We start from the raw sequence: 22,697 nt of genomic DNA, 5'->3' as shown, positions 1-22,697 counted from the left end.
GCTCTGGCGCGTCCGCAGCGCGCGCAAACGCTGGCATCGACATTTGAACAGCGGTCAGCCCACCCGTAGCGTCCGTCAAAGCGACAAGCGCCACAGACCGGTTTCGTCGGATGATGACCTCATCGCTGGCGCGTGCCGCCAACGATGAGGTTATCCACTTTAAGCGTCGGTTGCCCTACGCCCACTGGAACATTTTGTCCCGATTTCCCGCAGGTGGCGACGCCACGATCCAGGGCCAGATCGTTGCCAACCATGCTGATCTGCTGCAGCGTTTCCGGTCCCTTTCCGGTCAGCGTGGCGCCTTTAACCGGTGTTGTAATTTTGCCGTCTTCGATCAGGTAGGCCAGCGCGCTTTGAAAGCTGTATTGGCCACTGACGATATCCACCTGTCCGCTGCCCAGGTTAGCCAGATATAATCCACGTTTAACAGACGCAATGATCTCCTCAGGTTCATACTGGCCATTACGCATAAAGGTGTTTGTCATGCGCGGCATAGGAAGATACGCGTAGGACTGACGTCGGCCATTTCCAGTGGGGGGAAGTTTCATCAGACGGGCACTCAGGCTGTCGTGCATATAACCTTGCAGAATACCGTCTTCAATCAATGAGGTGCACTGCGTCGGGTGCCCCTCATCATCTGTATTGAGCGAACCCCGGCGCCCCTGTAGCGTGCCGTCATCGACGATATTCACCCCAGGTGGTGCAACTCTCTCTCCGATGCGCCCTGCGTAAACTGAGGTACCCAGCCGGTTATAGTCACCTTCAAAGCCATGCCCCATCGCTTCATGCAACAACATGCCGGGCCATCCGGCGGCAATGACAACAGGCATTCCGCCGGACGGGGCCGCAACCGCCTCTAAATTTATCAGTGCCGAATCCACCATCGTGCGTAAAGTCTGTTGCAGCACCTGATCGTTGAACATGTTGAAATCGCCGCGCCCACCTATGCCGGTCGTGGCCGACTCACGGACGCCCCGCTGCTCGACGATGACGCTGACCTGCAACAGCAGCATCGGACGAATATCTGCAGCCTGATAAAAATCATGGCGCAGGACATAGTTAACCGAATGGGACAATCGAAGGCTGGCCGTGACCTGAATCACCCGTGGGTCAAGCGCACGAGTCATTTGGTTGATTTTTTCCAGCAGACTGATTTTCTCTGCCGCCTCCCATGCCACTAAGGGATCGCGGGAGCCGATATGCGTTGACTCGGGCCGGGCTTTAACAGGTTCAGGCAGGGCGAGACAGCAATGCTTAGCGATGGTCCGCACCGATCGCGCGGCTTCGCGCAAATGTTTGAGATCAAGATGCTGAGAATAAGCGAAGGCGGTCTGATCGTACTCTACCGCACGCAGGCCGAACCCCTGATCGACATCAAACGATCCAAAGTTCACCACGCCATTTTCCATTGCCCAACTTTCATGGCGAAGACTCTGCACATATAAATCGGCGTAATCGACCCGATGGACGAGAATCCGTCCCATGATGTCCTGTAGCAGGGCATCGCTCAGGCCGTAGGGTTCCAGCAATTGCTCTTTGGCCTTTACCATGCGAGTGGTTGTGTCTGTTTGACTCATAGTAAAACTCCTTTGGCTCAGCGTCCTGCCACCTGAAGGTTATCAATTAATACAGACCCGGAAGTCAGTGCGCCCTGGGTTATCACGTCAGTCCCGATAGCCACAATGTTGCGGAACATTTCGGCCAGGTTACCCGCCACCGTAACGCCATCAACGGCGTACCGTATTTGCCCGCCTTCAGCCCAAAAACCCCGCAGGCTTCGCGAGTAATCACCGTTAATCAACCGTGGCCCGCCGCCGCTGAAACTGGTCACGATCAGCCCGGTATGAAGTTTTTTTACCATCGCGTCGAAATCATCGCCCTTCTGCGTCAGGCTGCTGGTCAGAGACAGGTTTCCCGGCCCCCAGCCATTCCCGGTCGGAGCCATATCAAGATGGCGCGCGGCATAAGCCGAGAGGAAAAAACCCGCCAGAATCCCCTGATTAACGATCTTGCGGGTTGTGCCGCCGATACCGTCGCCGTCGAATGACCGGCTGGCGAGCCCCTGCGGCGCGAAGGGATCTTCAGTGACGCTGACGTGGTCGCTGAAAACCGTCTCGCCCAGTCTGTCAGCGAGGAAGCTGTTACGGTGATACAGCACGCTACCGCTGGTCGCCTGAACCAGATGGTCAAGCAAAGACAGCGCACATTTAGCGTCAAACAAGACCGGACAGCGCTGGCTGCCCTGAAGCGGGGCAGTATCCAGCGCCGCTATCGCGCCATTTCCAGCCCGGCGTCCGATCTCTTCCGGTGCCATGAGTGACTGGGCGTGGCGGGCAACCGAGAAATGGAAATCCAGCAGGCTGCGATTCTGCTTACGGGCCAGCGCGCGGGCTGCCATCAGGTGATTGCTCTGGCGTTCGCTGCAGCTAAATCCATGACTGTTCATGATGAAGCAGTCCGAGTGCCCGGTGTGCACGGTAACACCGTCGCTAATGACGTCGTCACCCGCTGAAACAATCCCGGCCTCTATGCGCTGTGCCAGTGCTGTCGCATCGGCTTCGTCGAGGTTCCAGGGATGCCAGAGGTCCAGTTCGTCCGATGCACGGCAAAGAAAGCGTGCCTCCGCCAGTCCGGCGAAACGATCTTCGCCGGTGTAACCTGCAATACGGCATGCGGCCTGCACCGTTTCTCGCAGGCTTGCAGACGAATAGTTCGTTGAGCTGGTCGTTCCCTGATGATGTCCTCGGTAAACGGTGAGAAACAGGCTGGATTGACTGGCGCGGGTGCGCGTTTTTAACCGGCCCTGACGCATTTCAAGTAGCAGTCCTGTGCTTTCGTTAAACATCACCTGCGCATCGGAAGCCCCTTCCTGCAAGGCCATCCTGATAACGCTGTCAGCCAGGTCCGACAGCTGAACCCGGCTGTGCGCCAACGTATTTGCCATAGCGGCCCCCTGTTTATGCATCATTATTAAAGGTCCGGTGCCGCGGCAAGCAGGCGATTCAAAACCGTCTGCGATGCTGTGCTTATTGGCAGCGCAAGCTGCAACAGGTTTTGATGAAGCGCGTTTTCTTTACTAATAAATTCACCATTTAGCGACTTCCATTCTTCTCTGAGCTGGGCGATCTCCCCCTGAGTGAGCTTGCCCGTCGGCGTTTGACGCTCTTTCGCCATAAACCATCCCATTCGCTTCTCTGGTGTGGCGCGATCGTCGTCGCTCCAGCCTGAGTGGATTTGCATAATGTGGAAATGCGCCCAGTTCATATTTTTCGTGATGATGTCCCACCGTTCACCGTCGGTCGTAACAGGAAACGGTGAAAGATGTTGGATCAGCATGGCGACTATCTTTTCCAGCTGTCGGTCTGACGTTTGGAAGCCAGACAACAGGGAAGATGCCAGATTGCCAATATCGGCCCAGGCCTGCGGCGTCGTTTCGCGTCCGGCAAACCGGTCGGCGCACAGTGTTTGCCACTGCGCCAGTAACGTTATTAGCTCGGGCGCACGCAGATGATTATCCCAGGGGAAGAACCCATCGCTCAGCCACCACTGCATAAACGCTGGTGGCACCAGTCGGTAATCTTTACCTGCCCGTAACGCCCCAAACAGGCCTTCCACCTGTTCCACCGTGAGATATTCACAACGGTCAAGCAGGCAGCCCAGTGCAGCGGAAAGCCCGGTGATACGTTCAAATGCATTACTGTCGGGTTGATGGACCATCGCCGCCGCAAGGGTGCCTTTACCCTCGATCCAGTAGCGACTCTGGCCCGTGGTAATCTCTCGCTCGCGGGCATGTCGCAGCACACGTGCCGCAATAAAAGCGAGCAGTTCGTCATCCCCATAGAAACTGCCCCATTCCAGACTTTCGTCCTGCTGTACGTGCACTGTGGGTACCGAGATGTTGACCTGATGGTTGGCAAGCCATTCGTTGAGCTGAGCCAGAGACTGAGCGCCCACTAACCGAACCGGGTCCTGAGCCGGGTTAAACAGCAATAAGGTGGGAATGCCCCGTACGCTAAAGCGCTGCATGATGGAAGGATATTTTTCGACATCAAGTTTGGCGACCAGTAAATGTCCCGCCGTGTTGCGGGCCAGCTTATCGATAATCGGCGACATCGCTCGGCAAGGCGCGCACCAGGGGGCCCAGAGATCGACGAGAACCGGTAACTGAGCATCGGCCAGAAAGACATCAAGCTCAAGATCGGTTAATTCAATGGATTTATGCGTCATAGTGATTCCTTTGCAAGCGTTAATGCTCATTAACGGGCCGTGAGCGTGAGAATATGAGGGTGGAAGTGTTCAAGCTCTTTACGGTGTGCCACGCTGATAAGCGTACAGTTGGGCAACTGGTCGATAAGCGCCTGATAAAGTCGGTTTTCTGTCTGCGGATCGAGCGCGCTGGTCGCTTCATCAAGAAACAGCATTTCGGGTTTGTGCAACAGCACCCGGGCCATCGCCAGCCGTTGCTGTTCGCCGCCGGAGAGCACCTGCTGCCAGCGGTCAAATTGTGTTAACGAAGCGGCGTGAGCCTCCAGGCAGCAGTCAATTAACGCCTGTTGACACTGCTGATCGGTAAAAACGTCAGGTTCAAGCGGATAGGTCAGCGCACTTTTTAACGTGCCGACCGGGATATAGCTTTTCTGGGGTAAAAAAAGCGTACGAACAGACTCGGGGGCAATAATAGTGCCTTCGCCATAAGGCCAGAGCCCGGCACAGGCGCGCAATAGCGTGCTCTTACCACAGCCCGAACGGCCGCGAATCACCCAGCGCTCGCCCGCCTGTACCTGCCAGTGCGGCAGATGGGACAGTAACGAACCATCTGGCTGCCGAAGCGTCAGGTTCTCGCACTGCAGGCGCGTCCCCTGATGCTTCAGTAAAATCCCTGAGGGCTTATCGCGCGCTTTATTTAACGCCCAGAGCAGATCACGAAGTCGGTTGGACAGCGCCATCCAGTTGGTAAATGACTGATAAGCCTGTGGGAAAAAAGAAAGCGTGCTAAGCAAGGTTCCGTAGGCCATCGTGATCTGCGTCAGGCCGCCCATCGTTATTTTTCCCGACAGTAGCAACGGGAGTGCCAGCAGCGTGGGTAAGGGCGAAAATACCTGCGAAAAAAAGCTCTGGAAAAAGTTGAGTCTGAACGTCTTACGCATCATCAGCAGGGTATTTGCGCGCACCCGTTCAAAGCGCGAAAATAGCCGCCGCCGTTCACGCTCTCCACCTTCAAAAAAAGCAATTTGCTCGGCGTTTTCCCGAACCTGCATGCCAAGGAAACGAAAGTCAGCTTCCACCGTTTGTTTATTCATATTCACGCCGATCAGGACTTTACCCAGCCAGTGCGCCAGCGCGAGATGGGCAACAGAATACAAATAGACGGCAATCACCATGTAACCGGGAATAGATAATGTTGTGCTGCCCAGGCTAATGGATAACGCGCCTGATAATCCCCACAGCACAATGGTGAAAGTGACCATGTTGACCAGCACATTAATAATGTTGGTCGATAAATTGATTGTGACGTCGGTAAAAAGATTGATATCTTCCGCGACGCGTTGATCGCTGTTGCTGATAACGTTGTCCCGTTCTAACTGATAATAAGCAGGATGTTCTGTCCAGCGTTCCACAAAGCGAGCGGTCATCCATGTCCGCCATCGCAACGTGAGATAGTTTATTGCCAGTACGCTTATCAAAGGCAATACCGTGGTTAACGCGCCGATAATCAGGCTTTCAATCATGACATTGCTGATTACCGGCCAGTTAAGTGCGACCAGTGCATCGGTTAATTTTCCGTGTAGCCTGTTCAATGCGACAAAGGCATAGGTCGTGGTAAAATTAATTGTCAGGATGACAGCCAGTAATAATATAGCGAGCCATTTCTCTGATGATATCCAGAAAGGATAGATTAATTGCCACGTACCCGGACGGTTATCATCCGATGGGATTTTATTTACCACGTTAGTATACTCTGGTGATTTACATGTATCAGAACGAATAAGTCAGCGTCAGACGTGCTGTCCTGTCAGGTTTCACACTGATAAACTGAGGGGTTGAGGTGTAATAATAGAGCGTGCGATTAAATATATTATTCACGCCCAGCGTCACCGTATATTTAGGCTGATGATAGAAAACGGAGGCATCCGTTTGGGCCCAACCGCCCTCTTTAAAATAGTTGTTTCTGTAACCGTTCCAGGTACTGCTTGCTGCCTGTACCCCGACACCCGCACCCAGTCCCTGTAATTTCCCTTGCTGTATTTCATAGGTGGTCCAGAGGCTCGCGGAATGTTTTGGCTGACCCACAACTTTGCTTTGATAACCGATAAGTGCCGCGTTGTCGGGATCTTTTGACTGAGAGAAAGTATAACTGGTGGTGATATTCCAGCCCGGCAATATCTGACCATTTAAATCGAAATCGAAACCTTTGGTTTCCCTTCCCTGTGTCCCGACTGGTTGACCGGCAAAATTCGTAATGATGAGATTTTTTTGAATAATGTCAAAGGCTGACGTCGTAATCGTCAGGTTATCGTCGAGCAGACTGAATTTAAAGCCGGCCTCCTTCGATTTTCCTGTGGAAGGTGCAAATGCACTTCCGGTCCGGGGGTCCAGCAATCCACTTGTCTGAAAACTGTTGAGTAAATTAGCATAGACGGTGACCTCAGGCGTAATGTCATAACTCACACCGTAGCTGGGCACCCATTTCGTTTCATCTGAAAAGGTAATTAAAGTGCGCGTCGGTGAAACATAGGCTGTCGATTTTGACGTCCATTGCGCTCGCTTGGCGGACAATTGCAGATGCAGCTTTTTCCAGAAATCAATCTGGTCCTGAAGAATAATTCCCTTTTGTTGTTCGAGCGTATTATAGTTTTTAGCGGTTGGATCGGGTATTGGCGGAAAAGAAAGGCTGTCAGGATTGTTATAATTTCCCGTCGTGAAGATTCGCCCTTGAGCCAGTTCCCAGTCGGTGGTCTCTGTATGTTGGTAATCATAACCCACCAGAACATTATGGGTTAACGGCCCGGTATCGAATTTGCCCCGGATATCGTTCTGCAGGCTTAAGGACGTGGTGTCCTGTCTGATACCCAGCTCGTGGCTCAGTAAATTGCCATTGCGCGCGGCATTGTAAACTTCATGAACGCGGAAATTATTCACGCTGTCCACATAAGTGGCTTTACTGTTAAACGACCAGTTATCTGACAGATCCTGCTTCAGTTCATAATAGGTAGTTTTAGAATCAAGAGCGAAGTGGTCATCTTTATCACCCAGTCGGTATTCAGGCAGTTTTAAAATATGGCCGTTACTATAAAGAGTTGCTGCAGGGCCTGATTTTCGGGTATTGGTAAATTCGGCGCCCACTTTTATATGTGTTTTTTCCCCTTCCCATGCGAGAACCGGTGCAAGGTAGTCGGCACGATTACCATTAAAATCCGGGAAGCTGTTATCGGAGTGCATGGTGGATGCATTAAGGCGGTAGCGGAACGTTTTATCGTCGTTTAATGGTCCGCCGAGATCGATTGCGGTTTTGACTTCACCATATTTGGCCACCTCGACTTTTATTGTATGCAGTGGGTAAGCCGTCGGCGCTTTACGGACAACGTTAACCGAACCCGCAGGTGAGCTGTTTCCTGCTAATACCGCCTGTGGTCCTTTTAATACCTCAATACGCTCAACACCATCAATACTGGAGTAACCTAAAGGGCTGCCGTTTACCGCGTTGCTGGGATTGGATACGCCGTCTGTGGAACCTGAGGTGATGGCAAAACCACGGATGCTAACGCCATTTTGTCCGCGATTACCGGTACTAAGATTGACCCCTCCTACGTTACGCAGCGCATCTTCCACAGAGGTGGCCTGCTGATCGTCCAGCACTTTGCGGCTGATGACCTGAACGGACTGTGCCGTATCCTGCAGGGATAAATTGGTGCGCGTCGCAGAACTCGACATTGATGGATTATATACCGTTTCATCTTCGCTGCGTTCTGCCTCACCGTTAACGGTAATCGTTGGCAGAGTCTGACCGCTGTCCTGCGCAGCTTGCAGATCTGAGGCGGGTTTAACCGGCGAGGTGGGATTCATCGCATAGATAGTCAGCGTACCATTAGGTGTGGTAGTGACGGAAAGTGGCGTTCCCTGCAACTGTTGCAAAATAGCCTGCTTCAGCGTGAAGTGACCTTTAATCTCTTTAGCCTGGTAAGGCGCCACCAGTTTAGGATCGAACGAGATGGTTTGATGACTTTGACGGGCTATCGCTAATAAACCTTGCTCCAGAGAACCGGAAGGCACGGAATAATTGATTGCCGCAGGCGCTGCAGCATAACCATCCTGCAACGCAAGTAGCGGAAAGGCAGTAATGGCCAGGGCAATATTTACCGCCAACGCCAGACGGCCTTGGGTAAAATACGTTTTCTTTGCATGATGCGGTGCTTCGTTCATTGCTACAGCTCCAGCAGAAAAGGTAAAGGGACTACGTCATATTGTTATGAGTCGATTATTCTTCTCAGTAGGTATGTGCAATGAGATTTAAAAAGTGACACCTCATTAGGGTGTTTGTGTGAAAAAAATCACTTAACTTGAAAACATTAATAATATTAACTATTTAAATTCAAAATTAATTTATAAGTTATTCATCACTGTGTAACCCAACGCCGAGTGAACGGCGACGCATTAGCGCACCATTCTGGTGCTTAATTGGATGTGAGCTTTTACTGGGCGCTCTCTGGTGAATCAACACTCGCATCAATGACGCTTCACGTCAGGAAGATGAAACGCGTTAATAAAAAAAATCATACTCTTATCTTTCGTTCTGTCTTGTCTCCGCCGTCAGCGACAGATGAACGCAGCACCTTTGCGGTGCAGCCTACTGAGGCTGGCCTTCCAGCGTCAAAAAGATGGCACAAGAGAAGTGAGTGGCAGAGCGTAACGATGCATTTATAACAAGCTGAATAGTAATAAATAAAAAAAATAAACTTAAAAAAGAAAAGTCCGGAAACACATTGGCCTTTCTTTTGCTTGGTAGGCAAAGGTTTTTCCCACAATAAGCTGCACCTTAGCGCAAGGTAGAAAGTGGGTTCCATTTCTCGGTCTTTATTGAGGCGCTGAGAAAGGTGTTAAGTTTTCAGATGGGGGACATTATGCCTGCCGACATGACCGATCGTTCAGATATATTAACGCTTATTTTTCGCAGCGATTATCGCTGGCTGACGGATAAATTACGGCGTCGAATTAGCTACGGCACCATGGCAGAAGATATCGCTTCTGAAGCGTTTTTACGTCTGGCGGCAATTCCGGAACTGCCCCACATTCGCGAGCCCAGGGCCATGCTGACGACACTGGCCCAGCGCGTGTTATATGAAAACTGGCGACGCCGCGACCTTGAACAGGCTTATCTCAAAGCTCTGGCGGATAGCCCGCAGCATTGTCACCCCTCGCCCGAAGAACTGGAGATGGTGATGGAGTCTTTACTGGCTATCGATCGCGCTCTGGATGGCTTGTCCGTAAATGCGAGAAAGGCCTTTTTGCTCAACCAACTGGATGGCATGACCTATGCTGAAATCGCTAAAGAGCTTGGCGTATCAGCCAGTATGGTGCGTAAATATGTGGCTAAAGCACTGACGAATTGTTATCTGGTGGCTCAGGGTCAATCTGACCCGATGGCGGGACATCACAAATGAAACTTACCCAGCGTCCCGACGACGTCGCGCAGGAAGCAATTGAGTGGATGGTGCTGTTACGCTCGGGCGATGCCACAGAAGATGACTTCCGGCAGTATGAGCGCTGGCGTTATTCCGACGATCGTCACGACGCCGCCTGTGCAAAAATTGAAGCAACGTTGGGTAAGATTCAGACGCTAAACCACAGTATACCCAAAGAAAATCTGCGCCAGACGTTGCTTGCGCCGTCAAGCCGCCGTCAGTTCCTGCAAAAAGCCTGTGGCGTTGCCGCGTTAGGTGTGTTCAGTGGGTTGATATTAAACCAGCGATATCCTTTGCCCTACCTGTTATCCGATGCTTATACCGATACCGGACAGCGGCGCAGGATCCAACTTAACGACGGCAGCACGCTGGATATGAATGCCCGCACGGCGTTGAATATTTCGCTGGATGAAACCTTGCGCAAAGTGGAACTGCGCACCGGTGGCATCATTGCCGAAGTGGTCGACGAGCAACGCCCGTTCACCATTGCCACCCACGCAGGGCGAATTCTTGCGCAGGAAGCCCGTTTCCATGTTCGGCAGGAATCGAGCGGTATTCATTTGGCCGTCCTGAACGCGGTGGTAAAAGTGACCAATCGAAACGGTGACAGTCGGCAGGTTCAGGCAGGCCACGGTCTGTGGTTCGATCATCAGTCGTTTATTCCGCTGGGCGTCTCGCCCTATGAGGAAACCGCATGGACGCAGGGTCGCCTGGAAGTGAAAGATGCTACGCTGGGTTCCGTGATTAACTCACTGAAAAATTACAGTCCTGCCGTCATTCGCGTCGCCCCGGCCGTCGCTGACCTGCGAGTCAGCGGCAACTTCCCGCTTGATAATATTCCCTACACGCTCGACGCGCTTGCCCAAACAATGCCGATTGCGATCACTCGCACTACGAATTACTGGATCAGGATCGAGCCGGCCGCGTCATAAAAATTTGCGTTTTTTCTTCCCCGGTCGGTGTCATTTTTTCATTCTCGTTGCACATACAGGATAAGTCTTCCAGAAACTGCTGCTGAGAATCATTAAGCAGTAGCGATTTATCGTGAGGTAGTAGTGAAAGCAGAGCGCCTTATTTTCAAAGATCATCTTTCAGTGCCTGGAATACCAACGGCTCCCCTGATTGCTCCGCAAGGCGCGCAGAGTTCCTGTAAAAAAAATCTGCCAAAGCTGGCGGTGAGCGCGGTGGTTATCTTGCACCTGGCACTGATTGCCATGGCTATTACCCACACCACTCAATACCATCCGCTGAATATTATTAATCCCGCGACCCAAACCAGTATTGAAGCAACCATGGTCGAGGCGCCTGCTGAACCCGTACCGGTTCCGGAGGTCGTCAAAGCGCCACCTGTCCTGACCGCCGATAACAGCACGCGCGAAATCGATCAGGATGACGTCAAGCCGGTTGTACCGCCACCTGAGCCAAAAGTCGTGCCGCCTAAGCCCAAACCAAAGCCGGTTGTTCGACACAAAACGTTAACGGAAAAAACGCACCCGGTCGAACCGGTTAAACCTTCACCCGTGCAAAATGCAAAAGTGGCGGAACGAACGGCGATTCCCGCCACGTCTCAAGGGCAAATGCTGAAAAGCGTACCGAATGCTGCCCCCAGGAATGTCGCCACAGTGGGTTGCCAGGTACCGGCTCCGGACTATCCACGTAGGGCGAAACGGCTTCAGGAACAGGGCGAGGTGCTAATCCGCCTGATCATTAACTCCGATGGCACGGTGAAACACCGCGAAATTGCACGGAGCAGCGGCTTTGACGATCTGGATCAGGCGGCAATGGAAGCCGTTTCGCGAATACGCTGTAATCCTTACATGGAAAACGGCCAGGCGATTTCCGTTATGACGATTCAACCCATCACGTTCAAATTATCCAGCTAGGGCAGGATGATGATGAGCGGGCGCTTTTCTTACTAATTGAGGATGCATTATGAATGAGTTTGGCATTGAACATGTATGGGAACAGGGTGACATCATTACCCGGTCAGTGGCCATTATCCTGCTAATTATGTCGGTCATGTCCTGGTCGGTCATTGTTATAAAATGCATACAAGGCGCGGGCATGAAAAAGATAGCCCACCGCACCAAGCATTTATTCTGGAGTCAAAAGACGCTACCGGCAGCCATTGATACCTTGGGTGCCAACGGTAACAACCCGTTTCGCGACCTTGCCATCGCCGGACACGCGGCCATGTCCCACCAATATACGATTGAAGCAGGCATCAGCAACAATCTGGATATTAGCGACTGGCTGGCCCGCGCCCTGAAAAACAGTATCGACGACAGCGCTGCCAATCTGCAATCAGGCCTGGGGATCCTTGCCTCCATTGGCAGTACGGCGCCATTTGTAGGTTTGCTTGGCACCGTTTGGGGGATCTATCATGCACTGCAGTCCATCAGCATGGCCGACCAGCCCGATCTGGCTCACGTTGCCGGGCCGGTGGGCGAAGCGCTTATCATGACGGCATTTGGCCTTTTCGTGGCTATCCCGGCAGTTCTGGGGTTTAACACCATAAGTCGTCGCAACCGCGCCCTTCAGCACGCCATCGCGCGTTTTGCCAACGACCTGCACGCTTATTATCTTACCGGCTCACGTATTACGTCTAACGTAGAGGAACTGCACGCTGGCGATAAAGCTCAGTCGAGCCCTGTTCAGCCATTTCGCGCCAGTCAGCCAGTTTAGCGCGGCCTTCTCAGGAGACGTGAAAAATGAGTATGTCAGGTAAATCACAGTTTGAGTCAGATGACGATCCGCTGGTCAATGATATTAATATGACCCCTTTTATTGATGTCATGCTGGTATTGCTGATTGTCTTTATGATTACCTTGCCGGTGATCAATCCGGCGGTAAAAGTCAATTTGCCCAAAGCTAACGCCAGCATGGTCGATAAGAACATTAAATCAGTGAATATCTCGCTGACGGCCAACGGGAATATTGCCTGGGATAAAGAAACACTTGATGACGCCGCCTTTGTAGCCCGGCTGCAGGATGCGGCAAAACTGCCTGAACCGCCGCATATCCGTATCTATGCGGATCAGGGAACCCCGTATGGGCGAGTGGCCTTCGTGATGACAAGTGCCCAGAGTGTTGGTTTAACAAAGTTTGATTTTGTGGTGGATAAAAAAGTGCCGGCTGCCTGAGCGTCATTTAACTGCATTTGTCAATAACAGATAAAAAACACAGGCTGTTCGATAGTCAGGAATGCCTGTGCCGAGCGGGTTAATCAATGATCAACAGCGAATAAAGGCCAATATGCGCTGTTAAAAAAGCATCATGCCAGGATTTCGTTTAAGGGAAACATTTATTCTGATGCGTAGAACGTCGCCCCGATAAACAGGGTTCATGGTTCCGGAAAGGCGCGATAAACAATGATAAAAAAACCACGCGCTGTCAGATTGTCGATTGTCGCTGCGGCCGTATGGGGCGAAGGTTTTTTACTGGAACCTATTATCCAATATCAGTCATGAACGGGAATTTGATAAAAGGTCAATTGCCTTTATCTCCTCACGTTATATCGTAAATCTGGCCGAAATCCTGGAGTAAGGCGATTGATAAACCCGGCCCAGTTCGGTCAAAACCCACGCGATAGTGGGTTTTGAGTGGCTCCGCCGCTTCATCACCTTCGCCAGAAACATCCGACACTGGCGGGTTTATCCCTGTTCAGCATTGCAGATCGATCAGCACCATGTTCCAGCTAAGAGGCGGGAGCGACACCTGTTTCTGGCGACGCTGCTCATTTGTCAGCGTGCGGGGTTGCGGCACCACATTATCCGGCTGAGAGAAGGTATTTCTGGCATCCAGCGCATGGCCGGCTAACACGATATGTTGTGAGAGTACTCCCTCACCAAACGCATCCAGCATAAACCTGATGTCTGTTGCGTCATGGTCGTGTGTATTGAGCGCAAAGAAGGCAATTTGCTGCCTCTCTTCATTGTACACCGCCGCGCTTTGTACCTGCCGGGTTTCGCCATGCACCGTGTTAAGGGTGGGAATGTTGGCAAAATAGCGCAGCGCGTGCCCGCGTCCATACTGGCTCACCATCTGGAAAGGCCAGAAGATGGTCTGGCGAATCACCTCGCCGCCGGGGCGGGTAAAGATGGGAGCAATCACATTGACCAACTGGGCCAGCGACGCCATTTTCACCCGGTCACAATGATTGAGTAATGAACACATCAGCCCGCCAAACGTCAGCGCGTCCAGGAAGGTATAAGACTGCTCCAGCAGGGGCGGCGCTTCCTGATAAAGGTTGTTGGGATCGATAAAGTGATCCTGCCAGGGTTCGCCTTCGATTGACCAGATGTTCCATTCATCAAACGACAGCATCATCTTTTTATCGCTGCGCAGTTTGGCTTTTACATAGTCCGCCGTGGCCGTGATGGTATGAATAAAATCATCCATTCTCTGGAACGACGCTAAGAAATCCTGCGGGTTACCGGTGCTGTTTTCAAAATAATGGTGGCATGAGAGGTAATCGATCTGATGATAGAGCCCTTCCAGAACGATACGATCCCATTCCGGGTAGCTGGCCTGTAACGAGTTAGAGCTGCCACAGGCGACCAGCCTGATATCCCGGTCGACCCAGCGCATGATTTTTGCCGTTTCCCGCGCTTTTTTGACGTAATCCTCCGCGCTCAGCTGCCCGGTTTGCCACTCGCCGTCCATCTCATTACCCAGGCACCAGAGTTTAAAATTATACGGCGTTTCCCGACCATGCTGGATGCGCAGATCGCTGAGCGCAGTGCCGGACGCCAGATTACAGTATTCAATAAAGTAACCGGCCTCCTGCGGCGTACCTGTGCCGAGGTTGACGGCGATCATTGGCGTCACCGCATATTTCTCACACCAGGTGGCGAACTCATCGATGCCAAACTGGTTGCTTTCTTTCGTCAGCCACGCGTAATCCAGCCTGACCGGGCGCTCGGCTTGCGGGCCAATGCCGTCACGCCAGTTATAGCCCGAGACAAAGTTACCACCGGGATAACGTACGGTGCTAATCCCCAGATCCTGCACCAGTTCCCCCACGTCCTGCCGAAAGCCGTGTTGATCCGCCGTGGCATGCCCAGGTTCATAGATGCCGCTATAGACAGCGCGACCAAGATGCTCAACAAAGGAGCCGTACAGGGCATCGTCCACCTGGTCGATGTAGTTTTGTTTTTGGAAAAAGTACGTAATCATTTTCTTCCCTTCTGTCTTCATAACGAATTACGGATAAAGGCTTACTCGGGATGCGTTGAGAACAGATCGTCTTCAATGGTTTTCATTTTGGCTGTGGTCAATATGTAGCGCGAACGGACCAGCCACACAGACAGCAGATAACCCACGACGGGAATCCAGACCATCAGCGCATAAATCCCGGCGATGGCGCGGCTGCTTTGCACAGCAATGTTGGCCTGATAACCGGTGACCGACAGAACAGCCCCCACAATCGCGCCGCTGACGGCCAGCGCAATTTTGAGTGAAAACAGGTTGCCAGAGGCACAGATCCCAGACAGGCGCTTGCCTGTTTTCCAGTCGCCATAGTCATCAACGTCACCGATAAACGACCACAGGATAGGCGCACCAATCTGATGAATGACTGACAGGATAAAAAACCAGCCAAACACCAGTACCACGTTCTGGGCGGGCAAAAAGAAGAACACTACTGACATCGCCAGCGCGACCGCTTTGCATGCCTGATAAACCTGAACCTTACACCACCGGTTCGTGAAAAACGGGGTAATGTAAGAGCCAAGAATACCGGCAACAATACCGGTGCTCAGGAACAGCGTGGCGTAGTAATCGTTTAATCCCATCACGTACTTCGCAAAGTAGATACAGGCGGCGCCGCGCACAAAAGAAGGGATACAGTCCAGAAACATGGCAAAGACACAGACGACCCACTGATCGTTTTTTGTGATTTGCCGGATAATAGTGAAAATGGATTCTCCGGCATTGCTCTTGGGTGTAATGCGCTCCCGGGTGGTTGCCACACAAAAAACAAACAAAAACAGGGAAATGATGGCAAAAATGGTGATGACCCAGAAGAAACCGATTTGCCGGTTTCCGTTACCGAAAAAGGCCACCATTGGCAGTAATGTCAGCGTGCAGAACAGGCTGGCGAGCCCGGCGCCCATAAAACGGAATTGCTGACAGGACACCCTTTCTTGCGCGTTGGTAGTGATTACGCCGCCCAGCGAGCAGTAAGGAATGTTAACCCCGGAATAAAGCAGCGACAAAATCAGATAGGTAATAAAGGCATACATGACCTTTGCATGGCCCTGTAAATCCGGTGTGTAAAACATCACCATACAGCTAATGGCAAAGGGTACGGCAAAGCCAATAATCCAGGGACGAAAACGGCCCCATCGCGTCGCGGTTTTATCAATATAAGCGCCGTAAAAGGGGTCGAAAACCGCATCGGCAAATCGTACAACAAGAAAGATGGTCGCCACCACGCCCGGCGCAAGGCCAAATATATCCGTATAGAAAAACGACAAGAACATGGTTATTGGATTAAACAACATATTGCAGGCCGCATCGCCGGCGCCAAAACCGGCTTTTTCAATAAAGCCCACTCTGCCCGAGCGCGCCGACTGAACACGACCACCGGGGTGACTGTTAGAGATAGTGTGAGTTTTCATTTTCCACCTTCCTGAAAAGAGGTGGAGATAAGCATATGTTTTTGAGGTATTTTTAACCTACAGCATGCCTCTCATAAGTCAAATTACGGCGATATCCTCCATATATTTAGCGTAAATAGCTATAAATACAGAGTGTAAAACCCGCATTTTGCAGCGCCTGTTTATCAGGCCAGCAACATGTCACTAAGAGAAAAAACACACGCCTAAGCGACAGCAGGAACAGGTTCAATAAAATCATGAGCATCGGGAAAATATAACCTTAATTCAATGATGCTCATTTATATGCAGGGAATTAACGCGCGCATAGCATCTACTGATATCTGCCTGTCCTGAATAACCGAAAGGCTAAAGACCTGTTGCCGAAACTGACCGTTATGAGGCGGCGAAAAATACCTCTGTGGCACAGTACAAAGCCGGTTACCCATGCACTGCCCTGGTGAACGCGCCAGCGCTCGCAGGACGAGTACGTGAACCTCAGCACAGGCAGTACAGTCATGGCCTGAACGAGCCAGACTTTCGTTGACTGCCCCGCTCTGCCGCCCCTGTTCACGCGTCAGACAGGCTGGCGATGCCACAGGCGTAAAGTGGCACTATGGCATGATAAATCAATTCAATTAACTTACCCCTCGCACGACGTTCAAACGCACGCTACGCTTATCGCCATTATCAGGTTTGTGATTGAATACAGACAAATTTCCAGGCATACGATTAACATGAATTATTTGAACGACATACAACACTTTATCGAGAACAAACCTGCTCTTTCCATTGCTATTAACATCGTTGTGTTGATTGTCGCGGGCCTGGTTGCGCATCTGATTTGTAAGTTTTTGGTTGTCAAAGTCGTACGTAAGGTGTTCTTCAGCAGCCATAAAAATCAGGTGCCGCTGGACAAAGACGTCAGGCTGTCTGAAAAGCTGTCTAATTTTATTCCGGTGATCACCGTCTACTTCCTGCTGCAGTTTATGCCGGACTTACCCGAGCATCTGCTGATTGCCATTAAGACCATCTGCGGCATTTTGTTTATGGTCTACCTGTCGCTGTTCTTTAATGAAGTACTGGAGATTATTAATATCTCCTACGTAAAAAAGTCGAAACGTAAAAACCATTCCATTAAAGGCTATATTCAGGTCGGCAAAATTCTGGTGCATATCATTTCGGCGATTATGATCCTGGCTATCATGTCGAATAAGTCGCCAGTCATTATTATCTCCAGTCTGGGTGCGGTGGCAGCGGTACTGATGTTGATATTTCAGCACACCTTACTGTCGCTGGTGGCGAATATACAGCTCTCTTCGAATGATGTGTTGCAGCTAGGCGACTGGATTGAGCTTCCGGTCAATAATATTAGTGGAGAAGTAGTGGATATCGCCCTTCACACCATTACTATTCGCAACTGGGACAATACTCTGTCCCGCGTTCCCACCAAAACCTTTCTGACCGAAACCTATACCAACTGGCAGGCCATGTTCTCATCCGGTGCACGCCGGATCATGCGCAGTTTCTACATTGATCAAACGTCCATAAGCTTTGTAAATCACGCCATGCTGGAGCCCATGACGCAGATTCGCGGCATTAATGAACAACTGTCCAAACTTATGGATGGTCGCGAACTGAGTGCCGTCGGCGATCGCTGGTTCGTTGAAAATGGCATGACGAATTTGATGATCTTTCGTCACTATCTCACCGCCTGGCTGGCTCAGCGAGATGATATCCATAAAGAGATGTATATCGTGGTGAGGTCAATGAAGCCGTCTTCTGAGGGGTTGCCCATTGAGATCTACTGCTTTACGTCGTCAGTGCTTTGGGTCGATTATGAACATACCCAATCGGCCATCTTCGAATACGTATATGCCATCGCTAACGTCTTTTCGCTGCGCATTTACCAGCGTCCTGCAGGCAGCGACCTGAGTTTTCTGGCTCAGGAACGTCTTCGCCCTGAGAGTGAGCATGAAGCCCAGACCTGAAAACCTCTGATTGGCCTGCTGCCTGACAGACATCAACAGGACTAAACGATTTCTGTTTGCCGGGCTGTGCTGAACAGCCCGCTGCTGATGGTTGCAATATCAGACTTTCCCGATAAACTGCTAAAAAATCACCATTATTGATATTAATTAATGAGTTAGTGATAAACCCTTAATGTCTAATGCTTCACAAAAATAACAAATAAGACAGCGGTTCATCAAACTGAAACATTTTTGTCATAAAAAAAGCTTATTCTGTTTCCTCCTGAAATCGAGGGTACAGATATGATCATCCAAGCTAAAAACCTGAAGGATGCAGAAAATTTACTGCACTCAGGTATCAATAAGGTGGAGCTGGCATACGACATCGGTTGTGACGATTTCTTTCGTCTGGCAAGTCAGTGGTGCGATCGCGGTGCGCGCATCAGCAAAGGCCAACAACATTTTGTCGTTTCACTGAAAAACTTCTCCATCCCGCCAAACGATTGATTATAACAAGCTACCAACCTCACACCGCGTTACAGCAAAGCAACGTGTGATTTCAAGCGCCAACCAGACCTTTTCTAAGCCGCTCACCCTGAGCGGCTTTATCCTTTATGCATCAACCCTCTGCCCCTCTTCTGAGTGTGGTAGTCAGGCATCGGGCAGCCTCGTCAATCGCGTTCATCAGACATCATAATCCGGTATCAGTCAGCCTGATGGCATCCAGGCTGGCGTGGTCGCGAGCATGGCCGGTTAATTCGTATAGATTACCCTCGCGCATTTCCAGCAGACGATCGGCATGAATAAAGTAGTGGTCGTCGTGGCTGATGGCGAATACCGTTTTACCGGCGGCCTGTAACGCCGGCAGTAGTTCACGATAGAAAACCCGGCGGAAATGGGGATCCTGATCGGCTGCCCACTCATCCAGCAGCAGGACATCGCGCTGTTCAGCCACGGCCAGCAGCAACGCCAGCCTTTTACTTTGCCCTTTTGACAACTGCAGATTCAGGATCTTATTCCCTTCAATCTTTAGCTTGTCCTGCATTTTAAGCTTTTCCAGCCACTGCTGAATCCGGGCGGGTGACGCCGGATCGCCTTTGCTGTCAATCAGGCGGTCAAACAGATGGACATCGGTAAAGACGGCGGAAAAGTGTTTGCGCCAGCGATCGAGGTCGCCCATATCAACCGGTTTGCCATCGATTAACAGGCTGCCGGACTGAGGGCGATACAGTCCGGTGAGCAGCATGGCCAGCGTCGATTTGCCGCTCCCGTTACCGCCGATTAAAAACACCAGCTCGCCGCGCTGGAGCCGCAAGTTAACCGGTCCGACCTGGAAACCGTTATCGCCGTAGTGAAAGGTCACATCTCGCAATTCAAGCGTCTGCCAGTCGGTTTCGCCGTTAAAGGCGGGAAAGTCAGGTTCATAGGGCGCGAGATCAAAGGTATTGAGCTTACGAAAGGCGACCTGAGCGCTCAGTAGCGTAGGCAGAGCGCCGACCGCGGACAGCAGCGGCGTGCGCAAAAAAAGCAACGTCAGGGAAAAGGTGGCCGCGACGGCTGTGTTGGCCCATCCCAGACTGTTAGCCATGTAAAACACCATCCCGATAGCGCCCAGCATCATGATGTTTGACCAGTTAACGGCACTGAGATGAAAGGTATCGGCACGCACAATATGGTGCCGGTAGGTGTTGGCGTCCTGCTGATAAACCGTTTCATAGATGAGTCTGGCGCGCTCACGGTTAAGCTGTAGCTCTTTACGCCCCTCGATCACCGTCTGGTAATCGCGGTAGAGATTGTCTTCGACATCGCGTAGCTTCGCCATATGCTGATAAACCCGCGACACCAGCATCCAGCCGCCGACGATGGTCACGACCAGCCAGCCGCTGGTGACCAGCAGCATTCTGGGTGACAGCCAGGCAAGATACAGCGCTGAACCGAGTGTGATAATGATGCCCTGAATTAACTCAGGCAATCGGACAAAAGCGAGGGTGATTGCCCGGACATCGCTGGTTAATCCCGCCAGCAGTTGTGCGCTACCAATCTGTTCGATGCGCTCCACGCGCGTGTCCAGGATACGCTTGATAAATTCGCCACGCATGCGCCAGACAAACTGATGGCCCAGCCAGGTCAGCGCCAGCTGTGAGGCCAGCGTTACGCCCATCAGCATCACGACCTGGAACAGAAACGCGGGCAGAACAGTCAGGGAAGTATTCACGGCGACGATCATTTCGCTATTGATAAAAGCAATCATGCCAATACCCAATGCGGCACTCAGCAGGGTGAGCAAAATTACGCCAATAAACGGCCAGCGATACTGGCAGAAAACCACATTCAACAACGCCATAAAACCTTACCAGACATGAAAATCAGCCTGCAGTGTAATGTGATGGCAAATGATAGCAATAGTTATTCGCACTTTGCGCGGGGGTTAAAAAGCCCGCCTGAATGTCAGGTTATAGCGAAAGGCGCCGGTGAGCGGATGGATGCCCGCCTTGAGCGGCAGGATGCCGTGATAGCGCAGTCGCGAAGGCCCGCCCCACACCACCACATCGCCATGTTCCAGCAAAACCCGCTGTGCATGGTCGCCCCGCTCAAAGCCACCAAACTGAAAAACCGCCGCCAGGCCCAGTGACACTGAAACGATGGGCTGGCGTAAGTCTTTTTCATCCTTGTCCTGATGCAGCGTCAGCTTAGCGCCGGGTTCGTAGCGGTTAACCAGGCAGGCATCCGGATTGAAGCCCGGGAAGCCGGCCTCTTCAGCCGACTGCTGCGCTAGCCGGCGAAACGCATCCGGCATTGCCGGCCACGGACGTTGACTGCTGCTGTCCTGTTCACTGTATCGGTAGCCGCGCGCATCTGTCGACCAGCCGAAGTCCCCACAGTTGGTCATCGCAACGGACATGCGATGTCCGCCCGGCGTGATGCGGTGCTCAAACGGATTACATTCTGCTATTGCCATCATGGCCTGATACAGATCTTCCGCTTCATCGCGTGCGCGACGGCGTAAAATCACCGCGCCATCAGCCAGGGGTTCTTGCCAGGGTGAGGCATCACTAAACAGATCCAGCATAGCGGTTCTCTCAGTCAGTCAGATGGAATAATAAAAGCAGAGAACTGGGGCGACATCCAGCTGACGAAGCGATCGCCTTCCCGGGTGATTAAATACACCGCCAGTTTCTCTTTAATCGCCAGCGCTTTGGCTTTTTCAGTACCTAACACCATGAGGCCGGTGTCCCAGCCATCCGCTTCCAGCGCCGTAGTGGCAATCACGGTCGCTGACACCAGCTTATGGTCAATTGGGCGGCCAGTCGCGGGATCGATAATGTGTGAAAGACGTTTGCCGTCTAGCTCATAATAGTTTCGATAGCTGCCAGATGTGCTGATGCCGTGTCCCTGTAGGTCTACCCGCGCCTGCACGGCATTTTCGCGATCGGTCGGTTTCTGAATCGCCACCCGCCATGGCTGGTTCTGCGCATTCATCCCGCGGGATAGCACAGCCCCCCCCACCGAGACCAGATAATTGTTAATCCCCTCCTGTTCCATCAGTCGCGCAAGGTGATCGGTCGCAAAACCTTCTCCCACCGTGGAGAGATCAACATACAAGCCTGGCAGATCCTTCTGTAACCACTGGCCTTCGCCTCCCTGTATGACACGTAAATGTTGTAAGCCGGTCAGGGCTTTGGCCGCGGCGATCTGGCTGTCATCCGGAATATGGTTGGGCTGCTTATCGGGGCCAAATCCCCATAAATTCACCAGCGGCCCGACCGTGATATCCATGGCGCCCGAGGTTTTTTTGCCGATACGCAGCGCAATCGTCACGATATCAGCCATGTTTTCACTCACCGGCTGAGGCGTTGTTGCACGGCTCTGATTAAAACGTGACAGCACTGACGTCGGTTTCCACGTCGAGAGTTCCGCATCATCGGCATCCAGTTGTTGCTGGATGCGCTGTTGTAGTGCCGCTTTGCGTCCAGCCTCCACGCCTGCCAGGCTGACTCGCCACACCGTTCCCATCGTTTTGCCTTCCAGCACCATGGCGTCATGGGCTTTGGATGACGTGTCGTCACATCCCATTAACAATGACATTAAAGCTACAAACAGGAGATTTATCTTAAAACGCATCATTATTTATCCGTAACAGGTCATCTGTGCATATTTCAAAGCACAAACACTAAGTAAAGTAACTTAAACATGGTTGATAAAACTTATTAGGTCGATCACACTGCTACGTTCCGCTCGCTCCTGAGAGCGTCAGAATAAGGAGTCACAGATGATTTATGTAATCCTTGCCGCTGTGCTGGGCCTGTTCGTATTAGGAAGCTATAAAACATGGCAGCAACGCCGTAATCGCAACATGCCAACCACTTACCTGCGCCGTCGTTGATCGCCCCTGCACCATTTAAGGTCATCAGCCCCCTAATTCGCGCGCCATTGTAGCAAAATCACCT

The 22,697-nt window shown here is 51.8% G+C and carries 18 protein-coding genes; 8 read left to right on the top strand and 10 right to left on the bottom strand.

What is annotated here, in order from left to right; all coding sequences use genetic code 11:
- Positions 1-119: 119 nt before the first annotated feature.
- From tldD to PAGR_RS07420, 5 genes are read right to left on the bottom strand one after another with little or no spacing between them, the layout of a single operon-like run.
- Complete coding sequence (gene tldD, locus PAGR_RS07440; RefSeq protein ID WP_014605402.1) at positions 120-1,577, bottom strand: metalloprotease TldD; 1,458 nt, start codon at positions 1,575-1,577, stop codon at positions 120-122.
- Positions 1,578-1,594: 17 nt separating this feature from the next.
- Positions 1,595-2,944, bottom strand: coding sequence for a TldD/PmbA family protein (locus tag PAGR_RS07435; RefSeq protein WP_044042527.1), 1,350 nt, complete (start codon positions 2,942-2,944; stop codon positions 1,595-1,597).
- 26 nt (positions 2,945-2,970) lie between these two features.
- The gene (locus PAGR_RS07430; protein ID WP_014605400.1) at positions 2,971-4,227 is read right to left on the bottom strand and encodes a thioredoxin family protein; all 1,257 of its coding nucleotides are present in this window, start codon (positions 4,225-4,227) and stop codon (positions 2,971-2,973) included.
- Positions 4,228-4,256: 29 nt separating this feature from the next.
- Positions 4,257-5,948, bottom strand: a complete 1,692-nt coding sequence (locus PAGR_RS07425) for an ABC transporter ATP-binding protein/permease (protein WP_014605399.1) — start codon at positions 5,946-5,948, stop codon at positions 4,257-4,259.
- 28 nt (positions 5,949-5,976) lie between these two features.
- Positions 5,977-8,421, bottom strand: coding sequence for a TonB-dependent siderophore receptor (locus PAGR_RS07420; protein WP_014605398.1), 2,445 nt, complete (start codon positions 8,419-8,421; stop codon positions 5,977-5,979).
- A gap of 686 nt (positions 8,422-9,107) precedes the next feature.
- Here PAGR_RS07420 and PAGR_RS07415 point away from each other — a divergent pair.
- The 5 genes from PAGR_RS07415 to PAGR_RS07395 all read left to right on the top strand — a co-directional run bounded on the left by PAGR_RS07415 (position 9,108) and on the right by PAGR_RS07395 (position 12,823).
- Positions 9,108-9,659, top strand: coding sequence for a sigma-70 family RNA polymerase sigma factor (locus PAGR_RS07415; protein WP_014594144.1), 552 nt, complete (start codon positions 9,108-9,110; stop codon positions 9,657-9,659).
- Complete coding sequence (locus tag PAGR_RS07410) at positions 9,656-10,612, top strand: FecR family protein (protein WP_014605397.1); 957 nt, start codon at positions 9,656-9,658, stop codon at positions 10,610-10,612. Before PAGR_RS07415 ends, PAGR_RS07410 begins: the two co-directional genes overlap by 4 nt.
- Before the next feature lie 252 nt (positions 10,613-10,864).
- Positions 10,865-11,563, top strand: a complete 699-nt coding sequence (locus tag PAGR_RS07405; protein WP_227008702.1) for an energy transducer TonB — start codon at positions 10,865-10,867, stop codon at positions 11,561-11,563.
- A gap of 49 nt (positions 11,564-11,612) precedes the next feature.
- Positions 11,613-12,365 (top strand): MotA/TolQ/ExbB proton channel family protein, encoded by a 753-nt coding sequence (locus PAGR_RS07400; RefSeq protein WP_013026471.1) that lies wholly within the window; start codon positions 11,613-11,615, stop codon positions 12,363-12,365.
- A gap of 26 nt (positions 12,366-12,391) precedes the next feature.
- Complete coding sequence (locus tag PAGR_RS07395; RefSeq protein ID WP_013026472.1) at positions 12,392-12,823, top strand: ExbD/TolR family protein; 432 nt, start codon at positions 12,392-12,394, stop codon at positions 12,821-12,823.
- A 520-nt stretch (positions 12,824-13,343) separates the two neighbouring features.
- Here PAGR_RS07395 and arfA read toward each other — a convergent pair.
- On the bottom strand, positions 13,344-14,858 hold the full coding sequence (gene arfA / locus PAGR_RS07390) for an arabinosylfuranosidase ArfA (RefSeq protein WP_014605395.1): 1,515 nt from the start codon (positions 14,856-14,858) through the stop codon (positions 13,344-13,346).
- Positions 14,859-14,899: 41 nt separating this feature from the next.
- On the bottom strand, positions 14,900-16,303 hold the full coding sequence (locus PAGR_RS07385; RefSeq protein WP_014605394.1) for a glycoside-pentoside-hexuronide (GPH):cation symporter: 1,404 nt from the start codon (positions 16,301-16,303) through the stop codon (positions 14,900-14,902).
- 713 nt (positions 16,304-17,016) lie between these two features.
- On the opposite strand from PAGR_RS07385, the gene PAGR_RS07380 reads away from it, so the two are divergent.
- Both PAGR_RS07380 and PAGR_RS07375 read left to right on the top strand, forming a co-directional pair.
- The gene (locus tag PAGR_RS07380; RefSeq protein WP_014594147.1) at positions 17,017-18,270 is read left to right on the top strand and encodes a mechanosensitive ion channel family protein; all 1,254 of its coding nucleotides are present in this window, start codon (positions 17,017-17,019) and stop codon (positions 18,268-18,270) included.
- 282 nt (positions 18,271-18,552) lie between these two features.
- Positions 18,553-18,756 (top strand): hypothetical protein, encoded by a 204-nt coding sequence (locus PAGR_RS07375; protein ID WP_013026476.1) that lies wholly within the window; start codon positions 18,553-18,555, stop codon positions 18,754-18,756.
- A gap of 184 nt (positions 18,757-18,940) precedes the next feature.
- Here the strand turns inward: PAGR_RS07375 and PAGR_RS07370 are convergent, their stop codons facing one another.
- From PAGR_RS07370 to apbE, 3 genes are all read right to left on the bottom strand, one after another.
- The gene (locus PAGR_RS07370; protein ID WP_014605393.1) at positions 18,941-20,593 is read right to left on the bottom strand and encodes a multidrug ABC transporter permease/ATP-binding protein; all 1,653 of its coding nucleotides are present in this window, start codon (positions 20,591-20,593) and stop codon (positions 18,941-18,943) included.
- Between the two features lie 84 nt (positions 20,594-20,677).
- On the bottom strand, positions 20,678-21,319 hold the full coding sequence (gene alkB, locus PAGR_RS07365; RefSeq protein WP_013026478.1) for a DNA oxidative demethylase AlkB: 642 nt from the start codon (positions 21,317-21,319) through the stop codon (positions 20,678-20,680).
- Between the two features lie 14 nt (positions 21,320-21,333).
- A complete protein-coding gene (gene apbE / locus PAGR_RS07360; RefSeq protein WP_014605392.1) occupies positions 21,334-22,374 on the bottom strand; it encodes an FAD:protein FMN transferase ApbE in 1,041 nt (346 codons plus the stop codon).
- Between the two features lie 145 nt (positions 22,375-22,519).
- Here apbE and PAGR_RS07355 point away from each other — a divergent pair, with 145 nt between their 5' ends.
- Positions 22,520-22,633, top strand: coding sequence for a hypothetical protein (locus tag PAGR_RS07355; RefSeq protein WP_013026480.1), 114 nt, complete (start codon positions 22,520-22,522; stop codon positions 22,631-22,633).
- Positions 22,634-22,697: the final 64 nt, after the last annotated feature.

The organism is Pantoea ananatis PA13 (genome assembly GCF_000233595.1).
In the GTDB taxonomy this organism is placed as follows: domain Bacteria; phylum Pseudomonadota; class Gammaproteobacteria; order Enterobacterales; family Enterobacteriaceae; genus Pantoea; species Pantoea ananatis.
The sequence above is the reverse complement of the archived record's forward strand: the minus strand, read 5'-3'. Positions and strand labels throughout refer to the sequence as shown.